This is a genomic window from Nodularia spumigena CCY9414 (assembly GCF_000340565.2).
Taxonomy (GTDB): Bacteria; Cyanobacteriota; Cyanobacteriia; order Cyanobacteriales; family Nostocaceae; genus Nodularia; species Nodularia spumigena.
The window spans coordinates 5,208,576-5,224,896 of sequence record NZ_CP007203.1 but is presented as its reverse complement, the minus strand read 5'-3'; the positions used below and the strand labels follow the sequence as shown (position 1 = coordinate 5,224,896).

Below are 16,321 nucleotides of genomic sequence, written 5' to 3'. Positions count from 1 at the left end.
CGTTCTTGTATTGAAAAATTAACAGCAAAAAAATACTGTATCTTTGGTAACAAAATTTTGTATTTTAAGATTTAGTTAATATTTGTTTGGTGAAGCAAAACAAAGCTACTATAAATTGTATAATATTTTACAGGACATTTACGTCTGAATGATTCAAATAATTTATCTTATAAAAGAGTATTTTGACTTATTTTAAAAACAGCTAAATCTGTAAATAAAGAATATTAAAAATGTCTAAAGTTTGATATGATATATAGTCTGGCTGTTTAAATAATGTTTCCTTAATTTTTATGGGGGAAGTCAAATTAAAGTTTGGAGATTTATTTGCTGGTATTGGAGGTTTTAGATTAGCTTTTGAAAAAGCTGACTATGAGTGTGTATTTTCTTGCGAAATTGATCAAGCGTGTCAACAGGTTTACTTGAATAATTTCGGAGACAAGCCAGAATGTGATATTAGAAAAATTGATTTAGAGAAATTACCTTATTTTGATGTTTTAACTGCTGGTTTTCCTTGTCAACCTTTCAGTATTTGTGGACATAGAAAGGGTTTTCATGACACTAGAGGAACTTTATTTTTTCATATTTGTGAAATTATTGAGCATATTCATCCTCCTGTAGTTGTCTTGGAAAATGTTAAGCATATATTACATCACGATCAAGGTAGAACATTAGACGTAATACTCTATTCTTTAGAAGACATGGGTTATATAGTTAACTACGAAATAGTTAACTCTAGAGATTTCGGACTACCACAAAATAGAGAACGAGTAGTATTTGTGGCGACAAAAGACAAGAAATTTAATTTTAAAACTCTTCAAAAATCTCATCCAGTTCCCACGTTAAGAGAATTTTTGTGTACTTCAGGAAAGTTTGAATATCTAAATCCTGAAGAATACACCATGATAGATTATCCTAAACAGCAAGCATCAGGTTTGATTTTTGTAGGATATCGCAATAAAAGTATTTGGAAAACAGGTGTTAGACCAAATACAGAACATTTATCACGAGTTCATCATCAACCAAATAGAATTTATTCTATAGAAGGAGTACATCCAACAATACCTTCTCAAGAGACTTCAGGAAGATTTTTTATTTACATACCAGAAGAAAATGCAGTTCGTAAATTAACACTGCGAGAGTGTTATAAAATTATGGGTTTTCCTGAAGATTTCAAAACTCATCGCAATTTAGCAGAGTGCTATAAACAAATAGGTAACTCTGTGTGTATACCAGTAATGTATGAACTGGCGAATCAAATTAAAAAACAAATTTTTTCACATCAAGATAGCGAAGTAGAAATAGTCAGTCTGAATAAAAATTCTGATTGCAATCAACCGCTTAAACTAGAAACACATTCGATTATGAATCATCGAGAAAAACTTATACAGATTTATTACAGCATATCTGAATTTAACATTAATCAAGTCGAATTACCCCAAGAATGTCAAGATTATGTTGTGGAGATTAGTAAAAAATGCTTTGCTAGAAAGGCAGTTTATACGGTGCTTGTTACTCTTTTAGTACATAAGGTATTACATCCATATCAGGATATTCGATACCATCAAGTTGATCTCCCAGGTGGGTTTTCAGGAAGAACTATAGATACAAAATATATTACTCCTACATTAACAGAGTTAGGTTTACCAGCAATGGCTGAAAGTGGTTGGTTAACACGTTCTTTAGAACAACCTTACCCTTATACTTTAAATTATGAGGGAAATATCAGTCCTAAATCTTTAAAATTAGCATTTCTGAATATTATTGATTTTGTGCAGAAACATCCTGACAAAGCAGAAAATGTTTTAAAATTGCTTTTGAAATTAGTAAACTCAGCTAAAGATAATAATTTGGTTGAAATTATTAAATTAAGTAATCCAGAAAAATTAGACTTAAAGAGTTTAGTCAATGCTTTAGATGAGCATTTTAATTATAACTATAAAACTGATGGTGGCTCAAAATTGCCGGTTATTGCTTTCTATGCTATTTATCAAATTTTAGTTAAGGAAATATCTAGATATAATTCCTGTACCCTGAAAAAATTAGGAAGTCATACGGCTTCTGACAGAACTTCTAACACTGCTGGAGATATTGAAATTATTGATAAAAATGATCATCTTATTGAAGCGATAGAAATAAAATATGGGCAAGAAATCACTTTGCAAATGGTTTACCGCGCAAAAAATAAAATTATCAAACATAATCCCCGAAGATACTACATTTTTGCCTCAAAAGATGTTAATCAACTAGAAGCTGATAAGATTGATGAAGTTATTAAAGCAATTGCATCAGAACATGGATGTCAATTAATTCTTAATGGAATTATCCCGACAATTAAATATTATTTGAGGTTAATCATGTCTATCACGGATTTTATTGATTTATATTCACAATTAATACAGTCAGATAATGAAATTCAAAAAATTCACAAAGAGAAATGGAATGAAATTTTAGGTAGATTAATGATTGATGAATAAAATTTAGATTCCTGAAGCAGGATGGAAATAATCGTAAATTTCTTGGGCTAACCTTGTCCCAATTCCTGGAACCTCAGCTAGTTGCGCTGGTGTGGCTTGTCTGATATAATCGACTGAGCGAAAATGCCCTAAAAGCTGCTTTTGGCGATGGTGTCCTAAACCGGGAATTTCATCTAAACGCGATCGCTTTAATTTGTCACTGCGTTGTTGACGATGGAAACTTACAGCAAATCTATGGGCTTCATCTCTTAACCTTCGCAATAACTGCACTCCTGGCTGTTCTGCGTTTGTTTCTAAAGGTTGCGATTCTCCCGGTAAAAAAATCTCTTCTCGCTGCTTCGCTAAACTGACAACGCGCAAGTCTTCTAATAAATCCATTTCTTGCAAAACAGCGACAACAGCAGATAATTGACCTTTACCACCATCAATCATAATTAAATCAGGCCAGTCAGGATTTCCCACTCTGGCTAATTGTGAATCTTCGCCATACTTGCGAAACCGTCTCTGGATAACTTCCGCTAAACTAGCAAAATCATCTGAGTGTCCAGATGTAACTGTGGGATTCTTAATTTTATAGTGGCGATAATGCTGTTTACCCGGTAAACCATCAATAAACACAACCTGGGAAGCTACCGCGTTGGAACCCTGAATGTGAGAAATATCATAACCTTCGATGCGGTGGGGTAAATCGGGTAAATCGAGAATATTGGCTAAATCTTGTATTGCTTCATGGTTGCGATCGCTTAGTTTTTGCATTCTTTGCAATTCATACTCAGCATTTCGCTCTACCATCTCTACTAATTCTGCCTTAGTTTGGCGCTGGGGAGCTAAAATCGTAACTTTTCTTCCCTTGCGTTGAGTCAAGACATCCGCCAAGATTTCTGCATCTGGTAACTCATGCTGAACTAAAATCTCTGCGGGAATTTCCACAGCATCCGCAGTTTGATAATGTGATTCTAAAACTCGTTGTAAAATAGCTCCAGGTTCAGCGTGACTATCTGCAATAAATGCTAAACGTCCGACCAATTGTCCGGCGCGAATCTGAAATAATTGAATACAGGCGCGTTCTTTGTCGCTCGCCAGTGCTAAAGCATCTCGTGAAACTGTATCATCTGGTAAGGAAACTTTTTGATCAGCTGTTAACGATTTTAACCCGGATATTTGATCGCGAATACGCGCCGCTAATTCAAAGTTTAACGCTTCGGCGGCGGTTTGCATTTGGGCTGTGAGAATATCAATCAATTCTTGAGTTCTTCCTTGAAACACCATCGCGACTTTCTGTACAGTTTTGCGGTATTCTTCGGGAGAAATTAGCTGTTGACACACACCCGGACAGCGCCCTAAGTCATAATTTAAACAAGGACGGTCTTTGAACAGTGGTTGAGGTCGTTGTCGCAATGCAAATATGCGTTTAGATATGTTTAATATTTCGCGTAATAAACCTGTATCTGTATAAGGGCCGTAAAACTTATCTCTGAGTTTACCTATTTGACGTTTCCGGGTGATGAAAATGCGCGGATAGTCTTCTGACCACGTTATACAGACGTAAGGATATTTTTTATCATCTTTGAGTAAAACGTTAAAATAGGGCTGATGCTGCTTAATTAAGTTGGCTTCTAGGGCTAATGCTTCAGCTTCTGTATCAGTGACAATAAATTCAATCTCAGTCACCTGCTGAACCATTGTGGCGATACGATGGCTTTTGTGATTGCTATCCTGGAAATAGGAACGGACACGCGATCGCAATTTTTTAGATTTACCTATATATATTATGCGATCTTCACCGTCCCGCATGAAATAAACTCCCGGTTCCGAGGGAATTTCAGCTAAACGGTTTTCTAGTTTTTCTGGATCTTTAATTAGTGGTACTATTTCAGCAGAGATTGCCACAACCCAATTTCAGTAGTTTTATCTATCCTTATTTTAAGAAAAATAAATTTGCTCTGTTGATATAATTCATTTAATGAATTTCAGATCAAGTTTTAGTGAAGGAACTGAGCAATTCTCTCTACAGCAGTTTGTAATAAAGGTGGTTCATGTACTAAAGCAAAGCGGACATATCCTTCACCAGATTTACCAAAACCAGCACCAGGGGAAGCCGCTACACCAGTTTGTTTGACTAACTCAGTACAGAATTCTACAGAATTTTTATCCCAAGGTGAGGGTAACTTAGCCCAAATATACATTGTACCTTTGGGAGTGGGAACTTGCCAACCGATTTGATGTAATGCGGTAATAAAAGCATCACGCCGTTTGCGGAAAATAGCCACCCCATCTGCGACTCCGGCTTGAGGTCCGGTTAAAGCGGCGATCGCACCATTCAAAATTCCCTTATACTGATTAAAATCCACAGCAGCTTTGACTTGGCGCAGAGCCTTAATTAACTCGGCGTTACCGATGGCGTAACCGATGCGGAAACCGCCCATATTGTAGGATTTGGAAAGGGTAAAAAATTCAATAGAGACGCTTTTCTCTGGGTCAGCTTGCAGCACTGAAGGAACGACATCCCCAATTTCGCCAAATACCAAATCCACATAGGGAAAATCGTGAATTAAGGCGATATCATGCTGCTGACAGAAAGCCACTGCTTCTTGGAAAAAAGACAAAGGAGCGATCGCCGCCGTGGGATTATGAGGATAACTTAATACCATCATCCGCGATTGAGCCAAAACATCCGCCGGAATCTCAGCAAATACTGGTAAAAAATCGTTTTCTGCCAGTAGTGGCATTGGGTATATTTGACCACTAGCCAAATAGACTCCCCCGGCGTGGGAGGGATAACCCGGATCTTGCAACAGCGCAAAATCTCCTGGGTTGAGCAGTGCTAAAGGTAGATGGGCTGTACCTTCCTGGGAACCAATCAGGGGTAAGACTTCAGTTTCTGGGTCAACTGTGATGCCAAATTTTTGTTTATACCAGTCAGCTGCGGCTTGGCGAAAGCCTTGTGTACCATGAAACAATAAGTAGCCGTGGGTACTGGGATCATGGAGAGATTTCGCCATCGCCTCAATGACCAGGGGACTGGCTGGTAAATCTGACGACCCCAAAGACAGGTCAATTAACTGCTTTCCTGCTGATAAAGCCGCCGCCTTAGCTTTGTCCATATCAGCAAATACATTGGATTGCAGGGGTTGTAAACGGTTAGCAAACTGCATATTAGTTATTAGTCATTAGCCCTTCGGCTACGCTCAGGGTAAATCTTTAGTCATGAGTTTTTAGTCAGCTACTATTGACTAATTACTACTTAAGTGCGTATCCAAGAAGTTGAGTAATTTTTCTTTGCCAATTGCTCCTTCTGTGGAGCCTAATACCTTGTCTCCTTCAACGAGTCTCAAGGCTGGTACGCCTTCGACTTGGTATTGTTTCACAGTCTTGGGGTTGGGATCGACTTCGATTTTAACAATTTTCAGGCGATCGCCGTATTTGGTAGCCGCTAGGTTAATTAGTGGCGACATCAACTGACAAGGACCACACCAGGAAGCCCAAAAGTAAAGCAATACAGGCTGCTCGGCTTTCAATACTTCGGTTTCAAATTCACTATCAGTTATGGTGATTACACCCTTACTCATTACAGTCTCCATTAGGTGGCATTGATCAAAGTTCGCACACACAATACTCTACCTTAAAAGTGCTGGATGCTGTTAGCGTTGAGGGGCAGAGACATCTCCAACTAAAAATGTAGAGACGTTGCATGCAACGTCTCTACAGGGGTTTTAGAAAAAGCATATTTAAATTCAGTCGATGTCTCATGTAAAATCCCACAACCAACAGCTGTGGGATACCCTCATTCAACAAACCAGGTTTTGCGCCAATTGCGTAGTCAGTAAAAATTACAATTGATCCAATTGCCTTTTTAGGGCTTCTAAGTCCGAATCAACTACTTCACTGGCTGGATTCGATTTAGGGGCGGTGCTTTCTTGTTGCGGTGGTAGTTGGGCTTGATTAGGTGCAGCCGCAGGTGGTAAAATTTCCATTTGTGCCTTCATCGCTGCCAATTCATCATCAACGTCGCTACCTTCCAACTGAGCAAATTGGCTTTCTAAATCACTACCTACTAACTCTGCACCTGCTTGGGCGCGAGCTTCTTGCATCAAAACTTTTTCTTCCATGCGCTCAAATGCGGCCATCCCGCTGCTGCTACTCATTCCGCGCACCATACCTTCAAGTTGCTCTTGGGCTTTAGCAGAGGTAATCCGCGCTTTGAGCATTTCTTTTTTGGTCTTAGCTTCAGAAATCTTGCTTTCTAGCTGGATTAAGTTGCGCTTGAGGGTTTCGGTTTGAGTAGTTTGCTGATCGAGGCTAGTTTTGAGCGCCCCTGCGGTATCGCTAAAACTTTTTTTACGTTCTAGGGCTTGTCGTGCTAGGTTTTCATCGCCCTTTTGTAGTGCTAACTGAGCGTTGCGTTGCCACTTATTGATTTCATTTTGGGCATCATTATACTGTTTTTCCGTGCGTTTTTGGGCGGCGATCGTCTGAGCTACACCCTGACGCAACTGTACCAAGTCTTCCTGCATTTCCAGGATGGCTTGCTCTAGGATTTTTTCCGGATCTTCAGCTTTATTAACCAAGTCGTTGAGGTTAGAACTGACTACTCGTCTAATTCGATCAAATAATCCCATAATTGTGTTTTTCCTTGTAGAGTTTACGCTCTTTGTGGTAAAATTCGCTTTTTTACTATTTAATAGCTTCCTATTTCAATGTAATCTTTCCGGTTTGGTTCGGTACCTCCCGACACCCGTTATTTTTTAAGATATCTCCTAACTTGGCTGATTGCCCAATCTTTAAGAGTCTTGAGATTTAGGTAATTGTTGTGGCGGAGGATTTTCACTAGCGGTTAACATCTGTCCTTTCATTGCTGCTAGTTCGCTATCGATGTCACCACCCGCTTCTAGGGATTCAAATTGTTTTTGCAAGTCGTCAGTACCCAGTTGAACCATTGCTTCTGATTGGGCTTCGATTTGCAAAACTTTATCTTCCATGCGCTCAAAGGCATTGAGACTACTTGTAGGGGAACTAGTATCAAGCATATCCTGGAGTCGGACAGAAGCCTCAGCCGAACGGGCGCGAGCGATGTACATATCTTTTTTGGTTTTAGCCTCGCCAATTTTTAATTCTAGCGATCGCATATCCTTTTTCAGTCTAGCTACCACATCATTTTGCTGCTCTATTTGACTAAATAGGGCTGTGGAAGTTTCTTGGTATGCTTTGCGTTTAGTTAAAGCTTCCCGTGCTAAAACTTCGTTACCTTGTTGTAGTGCTAACCCGGCGCGGCGATACCATTCTTCTGAAGTCGATTTTGCCGCCTGTGCTTGGCGTTCGGTGCGTTTTTGAGTGGCGATCGCTTGTGCTACCCCTTGTCGTAAGCGCACCAAATTTTCCTGCATCTCAATCACGGCTTGTTGCAGAATTTTTTCCGGATCTTCTGCACTCCCAATGAGACTATTGATGTTAGCGCGAATTATCCGCAGGATACGCTTGATAAATTCCATATTGGCTCTCTCTCCATTGATTTTGTATCCACAGCGCGGTACTAGGCTCTAGGGCGAAAACAGGAAGAATCAAGATTCGTAACCAGTACCCCATCCTTTCATCCATCCTAGACTTTTACAACTCATGGCTGCTGAATCCTGGCTTTGATACCCTTGGACTGAAGCTCTTGTACCCTTTGTTTTGCTTCCTCTTGCGTCTTGACAGCAGCCAGATAAATTAAAGTTTGTCCCGGTGATAAATAAGCATCGGGAACGATTTTTTGGGCATTAGAGAGAGCGCGATCGCCTTGATTATCCATGACTATATGATAAAACCCATCTGCTGCTGGTGTGATTTGTGCATTCCCATTAACTGGAGTTGTGGTTTCCTCAACCAAAGTTTTTGCTGTAGAACTTGGTGGTACATCTACGGGAATTACAGCCTGCAACTGTGGTAATAACTGCACATCTGGAGTCATTGGTGGTTGAGTAATCATCGGGCTAGGTGTTGGTTTAGGTTTGGGTTGTAAACCCACTACATCATTCGGGTTTCTCACCTCTGGAAATTCTTTAGCTGCCAAATTAGGATATTTAGGTATCGGTGTTAGTTGGGGTTCAGCTTCACCTGGGGTATTATTTGCAACTTCCGTAGTATTTTCCCCACCGTTGGGGGATGAGTCGGGGGAAAACAATCGAGCTAGATTAAACCCAGACCAGTCTTGAGCATCAGGATTAAATACTACATAACCCAGAGTCAGACTGGCTACTAATAGCAGTAACATGGAGCCGATACCCAAAGGCGATAGCAAACTATCATTGGAATTACGAGGCTCTTCTGGGGACTGTTCTTCATCTGTTAAACTTCGCAGCAGTGCTTCACTCGATTCCAAATAGTCATCTGGTTGTGAGGGATGCTCATTGACTGGGGCGAGGTCTTCATTGAGATCAGCATCCACCACCGCAGGGACAATACTGCTGGCAGAATTTGTGGAAGACTGGGGAATTTGTGTTTTGATAGACTCGGAATGAGAGAGTAAGTCGAAATAATCAAGTTTAGCGTTAGTTGTTACTGGGTTCTCTTCGGGAGTCTCATCAGTATATGTAGGCTGAATATCTGTATGATTATTTCCGAGCGTTGGTGTAATTTCTGCCTCTGTTCCTGGATGATTCGGCAAATCTGGGGATGGACTGCTGATGTAACTTCCCAGACGGGATTGATTTTGGATTTTGACTCCAATGCGTGTGCGTCGGTATCGGGCTAATTCTTGATCTATAGGTACTTCTAAACTCGCCAGAGCTGCGGCTAATTGAGGCTTTAAGCCAGATGTTTTCGATGATTTAGTGCCGGCTTCTATCAGGGTATTTTGATTCATTCTCTGCCTCAAACCGAGAGTACTAGATTAACTTTAGATACAATAAGCGCAATCATAGCGAAAATTGTTTAAACACTAACATTCAGCAATCTTAAAAATGTCATTCAATTCAGTTAATAATATTTTAGGCGTTCTCAAGCAACAGGCGAAATGGCAAGAACACCCATTTCAGCGCGTGCTTCAGTTATGGCCAGATGTTGTGGGAAAAGTGGCTGCTACTCATACCCGACCATTATCAATTCAGCGTGATGTCTTGCAGGTAGCTACTTCTAGCGCTGCTTGGGCGCAGAACATGACATTTGGACGAACAACTCTGCTGTTAAAATTAAATCAAAAGTTGTCTGAGCCTTTAGTGGATATTCGCTTTTCTACTAAAGATTGGCAACGTGTTCCAGATTACTTACACCAAAAAACCGTCATCCCCCAGGAACATCCCAGTTATTTGGGTGATGTTAATCGTTCTCGCAGTCAGGTTAAACCCACTATTGAGAACGCAAATACTGCTTTTGCAGCTTGGGCTAAAACAATGCAAGGGCGATCTCATGGTTTACCCCTTTGTCCTCAATGTCAATCTCCCACCCCACCCGGTGAACTCCAGCGTTGGCAAATCTGTTGTGTTTGTGCTGCCAAGCAGTTTTAGTTACTGAGAGTTTTAACAGTATAAACTGAATATAATTCCCTACTAGGGAACACCAGAACATCAATTATTCCCTCTTGTGGCATGGGCTGCATTCCACTAAGCTCAAGCCAAGTCCTGCCCCTCCTGGGTCATTAGCGTCTCAAACAGGGTGTCCCCGCAAAGGAAACTGTTGCACCCGCAGTAACCAATTTACAATTTATTGAAATCAAAACTTTGACCTTTATCCTTGATCCCCAGCCAGTTTTTGTTAAAAATAAGTGTGTATGCACTACTGTGATCATTTACATATATAACAAGAATATAAAAACATCATAAAGTTTATTTTTTCCTGGGGATCGCTGAAACCTATGTACAATAATGACTTATTGGTGATATTACCTCTTTATATATAGGAGCAAAATATAAGTATGTAAATCACCCATAAACTGCATTAAAGATGTACCCAAATGGAACCTATTAAATTCTTGACATCTGCCTGTAGATATTGTCGTCATTACCAGCCAGAGGGTCGCCGAGGCGGAATGTGTCAGCAATTAGGAAGCCCAGTCCAAGCAGGTTGGAAAGCTTGTTCTTTGGCACTTCCACCTTTTGCACCTTCTTGGGAAACTTTGGAAGACGCTTGGGGTTTACCAGATGCAACAAGAGTTTTAGGTTCTTCAACAACTTTGGCTACAGATGCAGACAATACTATTACTACCCCTGTAGAGCAAATAGCTAACCGCACCTCACAAGCTGCTGAGACTGAGGTAGTGCGAATTTAGTTGCCTATTCGAGAAAATAAGATAAATTTTTAATATCAGGACTTACGCAAAAACCCTCTCAAACCCTTATTCCTCTGTGTCCTCTGCGTCTGGTGTGGTTTGTTATTCCGTAATTTGTGCGTAAGTCCTAAATATTTCTAGTGCTTTGAATTTTGACCGAAAAACGAGACGCAAGCCCCTGACTTTAGGCATGGGGAGAAGGCGGTAAGAACTTTTAAGTTCCGTCAAACGATTGCGTGGCTTTAGCCACAGTGTTAAAATAGATTAGCGAGAAAACAAGTAGGAATAACCTTCAGCGCATTGAAGTATCCTAGTACGGAGCAATCCCGGCAACGGACATATCCGACTCGATTCGGAATAGTTAAAGGGCGAATAATGGCAGGATATGGAGCGTTCATCTTTAAAATATGAAGGACTCAGAAAGTATGCGCGAATGAGAGCAAAAGCTCTTTGAGTGAGTAGAGGGATACTTGAATGTCCCGTTGTCGCCTTTTTCAGGTAGGCAAGAATCCCCTGGCTTTAGACGTGGGGAGGTTCAAATCTGGAAAAGTCGCACCTGGTTATCAGGTGCGATTTTTCTAATTTTAAGGTAGCCAAGGAAAGGTGCGAAAATTCGGGGGACGTTTTTCTAAAAAGGCTTGTTTTCCCTCAGAACCCTCTTCAGTCATGTAATACAGTAGAGTGGCGTTCCCGGCGAGTTCTTGTAAACCAGCTTGTCCGTCACAGTCAGCGTTAAATGCTGATTTCAAACACCGTATTGCAGTCGGACTTTTTTCTAAAATTTCTTGCGCCCATTGAATACCTTCAGCTTCTAGCTGTTCTACTGGGACAATGGTATTTACTAAACCCATATCTAAAGCTTGTTCGGCGTTATATTGACGACAGAGAAACCAAATTTCTCGCGCCTTTTTTTGTCCCACAACACGGGCGAGATAACTTGCACCAAAACCACCATCAAAACTGCCTACTTTGGGTCCCGTCTGTCCAAAAATAGCATTATCGGCGGCAATGCTGAGGTCACAAATTAGGTGTAGGACGTGTCCACCACCAATAGCATAGCCAGCTACTAAAGCAATGACTACTTTCGGCATGGAACGAATTAAGCGTTGCAAGTCCAACACGTTTAAGCGGGGGATTCCCGCATCGTCAACATAACCCGCTTTTCCGCGAACACTTTGATCTCCACCAGAACAGAAAGCGTATTTACCATCAATGTGGGGACCTGCGCCAGTAAATAGGACTACGCCTATGTTCGTATCTTCACGAGCATCACAGAAAGCGTCGTAGAGTTCAAAGACGGTTTTAGGACGAAAGGCGTTACGTTTATGGGGACGGTTAATAGTAATTTTAGCAATGCCGTCGATTTTATGATACAGGATGTCTTCGTAGTTTTTGACAATTTGCCAGTTGATTTGGGTCATGGATGATTGCGCTGTTGTGCTTGAGAATTTTATCGCGCCTTCAGGGACAAGCGATCGCTAATATTAGTGTCTGTAGCTTTTACAATCAGTTTGTGAGACGGCTTCAAGTTAAATTCATAAAATCGCAAAGTTTAGCGAAAATAATGATATTTTAGAGAATCTGCGCTAAAAATTTCCGAGTCCGTGCTTCTTTGGGGTTGGTGAAAAAGGTATCAGGTGTAGCTGACTCAATCAGGGAACCACTATCCATGAGAATTACTCGGTCGGCTACTTCACGAGCAAATCCGACTTCGTGGGTAACTACTACCATCGTCATCCCATCGTTAGCTAGGCTTCGCATTACATCTAACACTTCTCTGACCATCTCTGGATCTAATGCGGAAGTGGGTTCGTCAAAGAGCATAATTTTAGGTTTCATCGCTAAAGCACGGGCGATCGCTACCCGTTGTTGCTGTCCACCAGATAACTGTCCGGGATATTTGTGCGCTTGCTCTAAAATACCGACTCTTTCTAAAAGTTGCATTGCTAATTCTTCAGCTTTTGGCTTTGACAACCGCCGCACCCAAACTGGAGCTAAAGAAATGTTTTCCAGGACGGTTAAATGGGGAAATAAATTAAACTGCTGAAACACCATCCCCACTTCTCGCCGAATCAGTTCAATATTTTGCAAGTCATGACTGAGGGTAATACCGTCAATGATGATTTTTCCCTGTTGGTATGCTTCTAAAGCGTTAAATGTGCGGATAAAGGTTGACTTACCAGAACCAGAAGGTCCCATCAAAACTACCACTTCTCCACGATTGACATTTAAACTCACGCCCTGGAGAGCATGAAATTTACCGTACCATTTATGAACATCTTCAGCAACAATTATTGGTTGTAACTCTGACATAGGCTCTAAATTGGGAATCATTAGTAATATTGCTCTATTGACTAATATTTAATTGTCTTTCTAATCGTCTAGATGCTAAGGACATCAAGTAACAAAATATCCAGTAAATTAATCCAATAAATAAATAAACTTCTGCATAGCGTCCGAGAAATTGGGGCTGCGCCAAGATAGAACGGGAAATACCTGTGAGTTCTACCAATCCCACCAGAGATAATAGGGAAGTGTCTTTAAATAAGCCAATAAACTGACCAACTATTGCTGGAATCACTGCCCGTAAAGCTTGGGGGAGAATAATTAAAATTACTACTAAAGGTGTATTCAGTCCTAATGCTTTTGCTGCTTCAACTTGTCCCCGTGGGATGGCTTGGAGTCCGCCACGCAAGTTTTCTGCCATGTAAGCAGCACTAAATAATACTAGTCCGGCTACTCCTCGCAGTAACCGATCTAAACGCAATTCTGTGGGCAGAAATAATGGCAACATGACTTGGGCTAGGAACAAAATCCCAATTAGCGGTAGTCCTCTGACAATTTCAATATAGAAGATGCAAAACCAACGCACTACAGGCAAATAACTGGTGCGTCCTAAAGCTAGTAAAACGCCAATGGGAAAGGAAAGGACTATACTAACGCTTGCCATTAGTAAGGTGAGTAACAAACCGTTCCAAAGGTTGGTAGATACTGCTTGCAAGCCAAACCCACCGCCAAGTAGCCACAGAATTACCGGGAACGACAACAACCATGCTAAAGAAAGCCAAGGCGCTATGATTTGATCAAATCTACTTCCCAACCAAAAACCTGCAAGGAGCAAAACTGCAATTAACAGCAACCACAGGCGGGATGTCAAATCCCAGGGCAAAATTACTAATAAGAATCCCGAAATCAAGGCATATCCAACAACCAGAGGCTTTGTCAACTGTTGTTTACCAAAGAATACACTAACAGTGATGGCGCTGAATGTGGAAGCGATCGCCACGACAATCCAAACTCGCCAGTATAAGGTTTGGGGAAACCTACCAACTAAAAATAAACGTAAATTCACCCAAATTACTGTCCATTGTGCTTGAGTAATTGCCCAATTCAGTAATCCCCATACCATCCAAAACAACACTAATAAGCAGACAACAGTTAACAAGCTGTTGTACCAGCTACTAAAGAGGTTTTTACGTAACCAAGTCAATTTAGTCATTAGTCATTTGTCATTGGTCATTGGTCATTGGTCATTGGTCATTGGTCATTAGGAAGTTACCGTCTTCTCCCCACACGGACCACGGACTACTCATTTGATCTGCACTTGGCGGTTGAATAAGTTCATTGTTAGGGAAATAGTCAAACTCAGGGTGAGATATGTCAATATCAGTAGCAACATTACTTCTACGGCTCTCCCGGTTTGGTTAAAGGTGGTAGAGGCGACAAAATAAATATCAGGGTAGCCGATGGCGATCGCTAAACTAGAATTCTTAGTTAAATTTAAATACTGGCTTGTCAGTGGTGGAATAATCACTCGCAAGGCTTGGGGAAATATTACCAGACGCATAATTAATAATGGTGGAAATCCTAGCGATCGCGCTGCTTCCCATTGCCCTTTTGGTACTGATTGAATCCCGCCTCGGACAATTTCGGCAATAAATGCACCAGTGAAAAACACCAACCCCAGCAATAAAGCTGAAAACTCTGGAGATAAACTAAACCAAGGCAGTTCTATGCCATCTTGGCTGATTCCCAGGAATCCCCAGAGGGAAATTTTATCCTCTCTTCTGGGAAAACCTAGAAATACGGCAAAGTACCAAAATAATAATTGCAGCAGTAAAGGTGTATTCCGAAATATTTCTACGTAAATCGTCGTAATTTTCCGCACTAGCCAGTTGTCTGACAACCGGGCTATCCCGGCACTAATCCCCACAATAGTGGTGAAGAAAATACCTAAAACTGCCACCCGCAATGAGTTAACTAATCCCACCCACAAGGCGCGACTGTAGGTATCAGTTGGTTGGTAATTAATGAGGGTTTCGCCGATACCAAAAGACGCTTGCTGCTGGAGAAAATCAAATCCCAACTGAATGCCTAATTGCTGCAAATTGCGGTTGAGATTACCCCACAGGATGATGACTACAACTGCTGCTAATGATACAGCTATCAGTTGTGCCACAATGTTCCAAAATCGATAATCGCGCCATACAGGTGGTTTGGAATTAGTCATGCGTGATTCTCCCCTTTAGCGAAACGGTGGAGCATAAAGTAATCCACCCTGCTGACCTAGTTGATTTTGACCGCGAGGGAGATTTAGGTTAGTTTTTGGTCCCAAGTTGCGATCGTAAATTTCGCCATAGTTACCGACGTGCTTGACTATCCTGGCGGCGAAGTCGTTTGTTAAACCGAGTCCTTCTCCTAGATTGCCTTCTGTGCCTAAAAAGCGTTTAATATCTGGGTCGTTACTAGTAGCGAATTGTCCCAGGTTCTGAGAATTAATCCCCAATTCTTCGGCTTTAATCAGCGAATAAACCACCCATGTCACCGCACTACCTAATACAGAGTCACCTTTGGCAACGGCTGGTGCTAGGGGTTCTGAGGAAATTACTTCATCCAGAATGACGTTATTTTCAGGATTGGGTAGAGTGATGCGCCGAGAAACTAATGCTGAACGATCGGCTGTAATGCCATCACAACGCCCTTCAGCATAAGTAGCAAAAGTCACGTTAACATCTTCAAAAACAATGGGCTTGTAGGTGATGTTTCGTTTCCGCATTTGGTCTGCTAAATTTTGCTCTGTGGTAGTACCACTTTGAACGCAGATGGCTTTATCTTTCATATCTGCCAGGGAATTAATTCCACGATTTTTGCCCACCATGATCGCCTGACCATCGTAAAAGACAACGGGGGCAAATTCTAGACCCATAGCAGTGGCACGACTGAGTGTCCAGCTAGTGTTACGGCTGAGAACGTCTATTTCCCCAGTTTGTAAGGCTGTAAATCGCTCTTGGGCGCTGAGGTTGCGAAATTCTACTGCATCTGGGTTGTCAAATAAAGCAGCTGCGATCGCTCGGCAGATATCCACGTCGATACCACTATACTTACCGTCAGTTTCCACAAAGCTAAACCCTGGGATTTGTCCACTGACACCGCAAATTAGCTGACCACGACTTTTAATTGCATCCCAGCGATTACGAGTTGTTTGTGTTCCGGGATTAGGATTATTTGTGTTTGTGGTTTCTCCTGGGTTGTTACAAGCCGTAATTGCAAATATTAGGGGAGCGATCGCTAAAATTAACGCTGATCTTCTCATAAACTTCATGGA

14 protein-coding genes are annotated in these 16,321 nt (G+C 41.3%); 3 read left to right on the top strand and 11 right to left on the bottom strand.

Annotation, left to right across the window (positions count from 1 at the left end):
* The first annotated feature begins 290 nt into the window (after positions 1-290).
* Positions 291-2,474: a DNA cytosine methyltransferase gene (locus NSP_RS22575; RefSeq protein ID WP_006195901.1), complete on the top strand. Its 2,184-nt coding sequence runs from the start codon at positions 291-293 to the stop codon at positions 2,472-2,474.
* Between the two features lie 3 nt (positions 2,475-2,477).
* Here the strand turns inward: NSP_RS22575 and uvrC are convergent, their stop codons facing one another.
* The 6 genes from uvrC to NSP_RS22545 form a co-directional block, all read right to left on the bottom strand.
* On the bottom strand, positions 2,478-4,364 hold the full coding sequence (gene uvrC, locus NSP_RS22570; protein WP_006195902.1) for an excinuclease ABC subunit UvrC: 1,887 nt from the start codon (positions 4,362-4,364) through the stop codon (positions 2,478-2,480).
* 92 nt (positions 4,365-4,456) lie between these two features.
* Positions 4,457-5,629, bottom strand: coding sequence for an LL-diaminopimelate aminotransferase (locus tag NSP_RS22565; protein WP_006195904.1), 1,173 nt, complete (start codon positions 5,627-5,629; stop codon positions 4,457-4,459).
* 78 nt (positions 5,630-5,707) lie between these two features.
* Positions 5,708-6,043 (bottom strand): thioredoxin family protein, encoded by a 336-nt coding sequence (locus NSP_RS22560; RefSeq protein WP_006195905.1) that lies wholly within the window; start codon positions 6,041-6,043, stop codon positions 5,708-5,710.
* Between the two features lie 261 nt (positions 6,044-6,304).
* Entirely contained in the window at positions 6,305-7,093 is a 789-nt protein-coding gene (locus NSP_RS22555; RefSeq protein WP_006195906.1) for a PspA/IM30 family protein, read from the bottom strand.
* Between the two features lie 162 nt (positions 7,094-7,255).
* Positions 7,256-7,963, bottom strand: coding sequence for a PspA/IM30 family protein (locus NSP_RS22550; protein WP_006195907.1), 708 nt, complete (start codon positions 7,961-7,963; stop codon positions 7,256-7,258).
* Between the two features lie 122 nt (positions 7,964-8,085).
* Positions 8,086-9,315 carry a hypothetical protein gene (locus NSP_RS22545; RefSeq protein WP_006195908.1) on the bottom strand — a complete coding sequence of 410 codons (1,230 nt, stop codon included), beginning with the start codon at positions 9,313-9,315 and terminating at the stop codon, positions 8,086-8,088.
* 97 nt (positions 9,316-9,412) lie between these two features.
* Here NSP_RS22545 and NSP_RS22540 point away from each other — a divergent pair, with 97 nt between their 5' ends.
* Both NSP_RS22540 and NSP_RS22535 read left to right on the top strand, forming a co-directional pair.
* Complete coding sequence (locus tag NSP_RS22540; protein ID WP_006195909.1) at positions 9,413-9,955, top strand: DciA family protein; 543 nt, start codon at positions 9,413-9,415, stop codon at positions 9,953-9,955.
* Between the two features lie 446 nt (positions 9,956-10,401).
* Positions 10,402-10,716: a hypothetical protein gene (locus NSP_RS22535; protein ID WP_006195910.1), complete on the top strand. Its 315-nt coding sequence runs from the start codon at positions 10,402-10,404 to the stop codon at positions 10,714-10,716.
* 584 nt (positions 10,717-11,300) lie between these two features.
* Here NSP_RS22535 and menB read toward each other — a convergent pair.
* The 5 genes from menB to NSP_RS22510 all read right to left on the bottom strand — a co-directional run bounded on the left by menB (position 11,301) and on the right by NSP_RS22510 (position 16,309).
* Positions 11,301-12,137 carry a 1,4-dihydroxy-2-naphthoyl-CoA synthase gene (gene menB, locus NSP_RS22530; RefSeq protein WP_006195911.1) on the bottom strand — a complete coding sequence of 279 codons (837 nt, stop codon included), beginning with the start codon at positions 12,135-12,137 and terminating at the stop codon, positions 11,301-11,303.
* Between the two features lie 151 nt (positions 12,138-12,288).
* Positions 12,289-13,029, bottom strand: a complete 741-nt coding sequence (locus tag NSP_RS22525) for an amino acid ABC transporter ATP-binding protein (RefSeq protein ID WP_042202032.1) — start codon at positions 13,027-13,029, stop codon at positions 12,289-12,291.
* A 34-nt stretch (positions 13,030-13,063) separates the two neighbouring features.
* Positions 13,064-14,215 (bottom strand): amino acid ABC transporter permease, encoded by a 1,152-nt coding sequence (locus NSP_RS22520; protein ID WP_006195914.1) that lies wholly within the window; start codon positions 14,213-14,215, stop codon positions 13,064-13,066.
* Positions 14,216-14,305: 90 nt separating this feature from the next.
* Complete coding sequence (locus NSP_RS22515) at positions 14,306-15,226, bottom strand: amino acid ABC transporter permease (RefSeq protein WP_006195916.1); 921 nt, start codon at positions 15,224-15,226, stop codon at positions 14,306-14,308.
* Positions 15,227-15,241: 15 nt separating this feature from the next.
* On the bottom strand, positions 15,242-16,309 hold the full coding sequence (locus tag NSP_RS22510) for an amino acid ABC transporter substrate-binding protein (protein WP_017804445.1): 1,068 nt from the start codon (positions 16,307-16,309) through the stop codon (positions 15,242-15,244).
* Between the last annotated feature and the right edge of the window lie 12 nt (positions 16,310-16,321).

Bases quoted from the DNA above. Each gene is read 5' to 3' on its own strand.
- NSP_RS22575 (WP_006195901.1), top strand. From the start codon at position 291: ATGGGGGAAGTCAAATTAAAGTTTGGAGATTTATTTGCTGGTATTGGA.
- NSP_RS22510 (WP_017804445.1), bottom strand. From the start codon at position 16,309: ATGAGAAGATCAGCGTTAATTTTAGCGATCGCTCCCCTAATATTTGCA.
- NSP_RS22545 (WP_006195908.1), bottom strand. From the start codon at position 9,315: ATGAATCAAAATACCCTGATAGAAGCCGGCACTAAATCATCGAAAACA.
- NSP_RS22535 (WP_006195910.1), top strand. From the start codon at position 10,402: ATGGAACCTATTAAATTCTTGACATCTGCCTGTAGATATTGTCGTCAT.
- NSP_RS22515 (WP_006195916.1), bottom strand. From the start codon at position 15,226: ATGACTAATTCCAAACCACCTGTATGGCGCGATTATCGATTTTGGAAC.
- NSP_RS22520 (WP_006195914.1), bottom strand. From the start codon at position 14,215: ATGACTAAATTGACTTGGTTACGTAAAAACCTCTTTAGTAGCTGGTAC.
- NSP_RS22555 (WP_006195906.1), bottom strand. From the start codon at position 7,093: ATGGGATTATTTGATCGAATTAGACGAGTAGTCAGTTCTAACCTCAAC.
- NSP_RS22565 (WP_006195904.1), bottom strand. From the start codon at position 5,629: ATGCAGTTTGCTAACCGTTTACAACCCCTGCAATCCAATGTATTTGCT.
- menB (WP_006195911.1), bottom strand. From the start codon at position 12,137: ATGACCCAAATCAACTGGCAAATTGTCAAAAACTACGAAGACATCCTG.
- NSP_RS22560 (WP_006195905.1), bottom strand. From the start codon at position 6,043: ATGAGTAAGGGTGTAATCACCATAACTGATAGTGAATTTGAAACCGAA.
- NSP_RS22540 (WP_006195909.1), top strand. From the start codon at position 9,413: ATGTCATTCAATTCAGTTAATAATATTTTAGGCGTTCTCAAGCAACAG.
- NSP_RS22525 (WP_042202032.1), bottom strand. From the start codon at position 13,029: ATGTCAGAGTTACAACCAATAATTGTTGCTGAAGATGTTCATAAATGG.
- NSP_RS22550 (WP_006195907.1), bottom strand. From the start codon at position 7,963: ATGGAATTTATCAAGCGTATCCTGCGGATAATTCGCGCTAACATCAAT.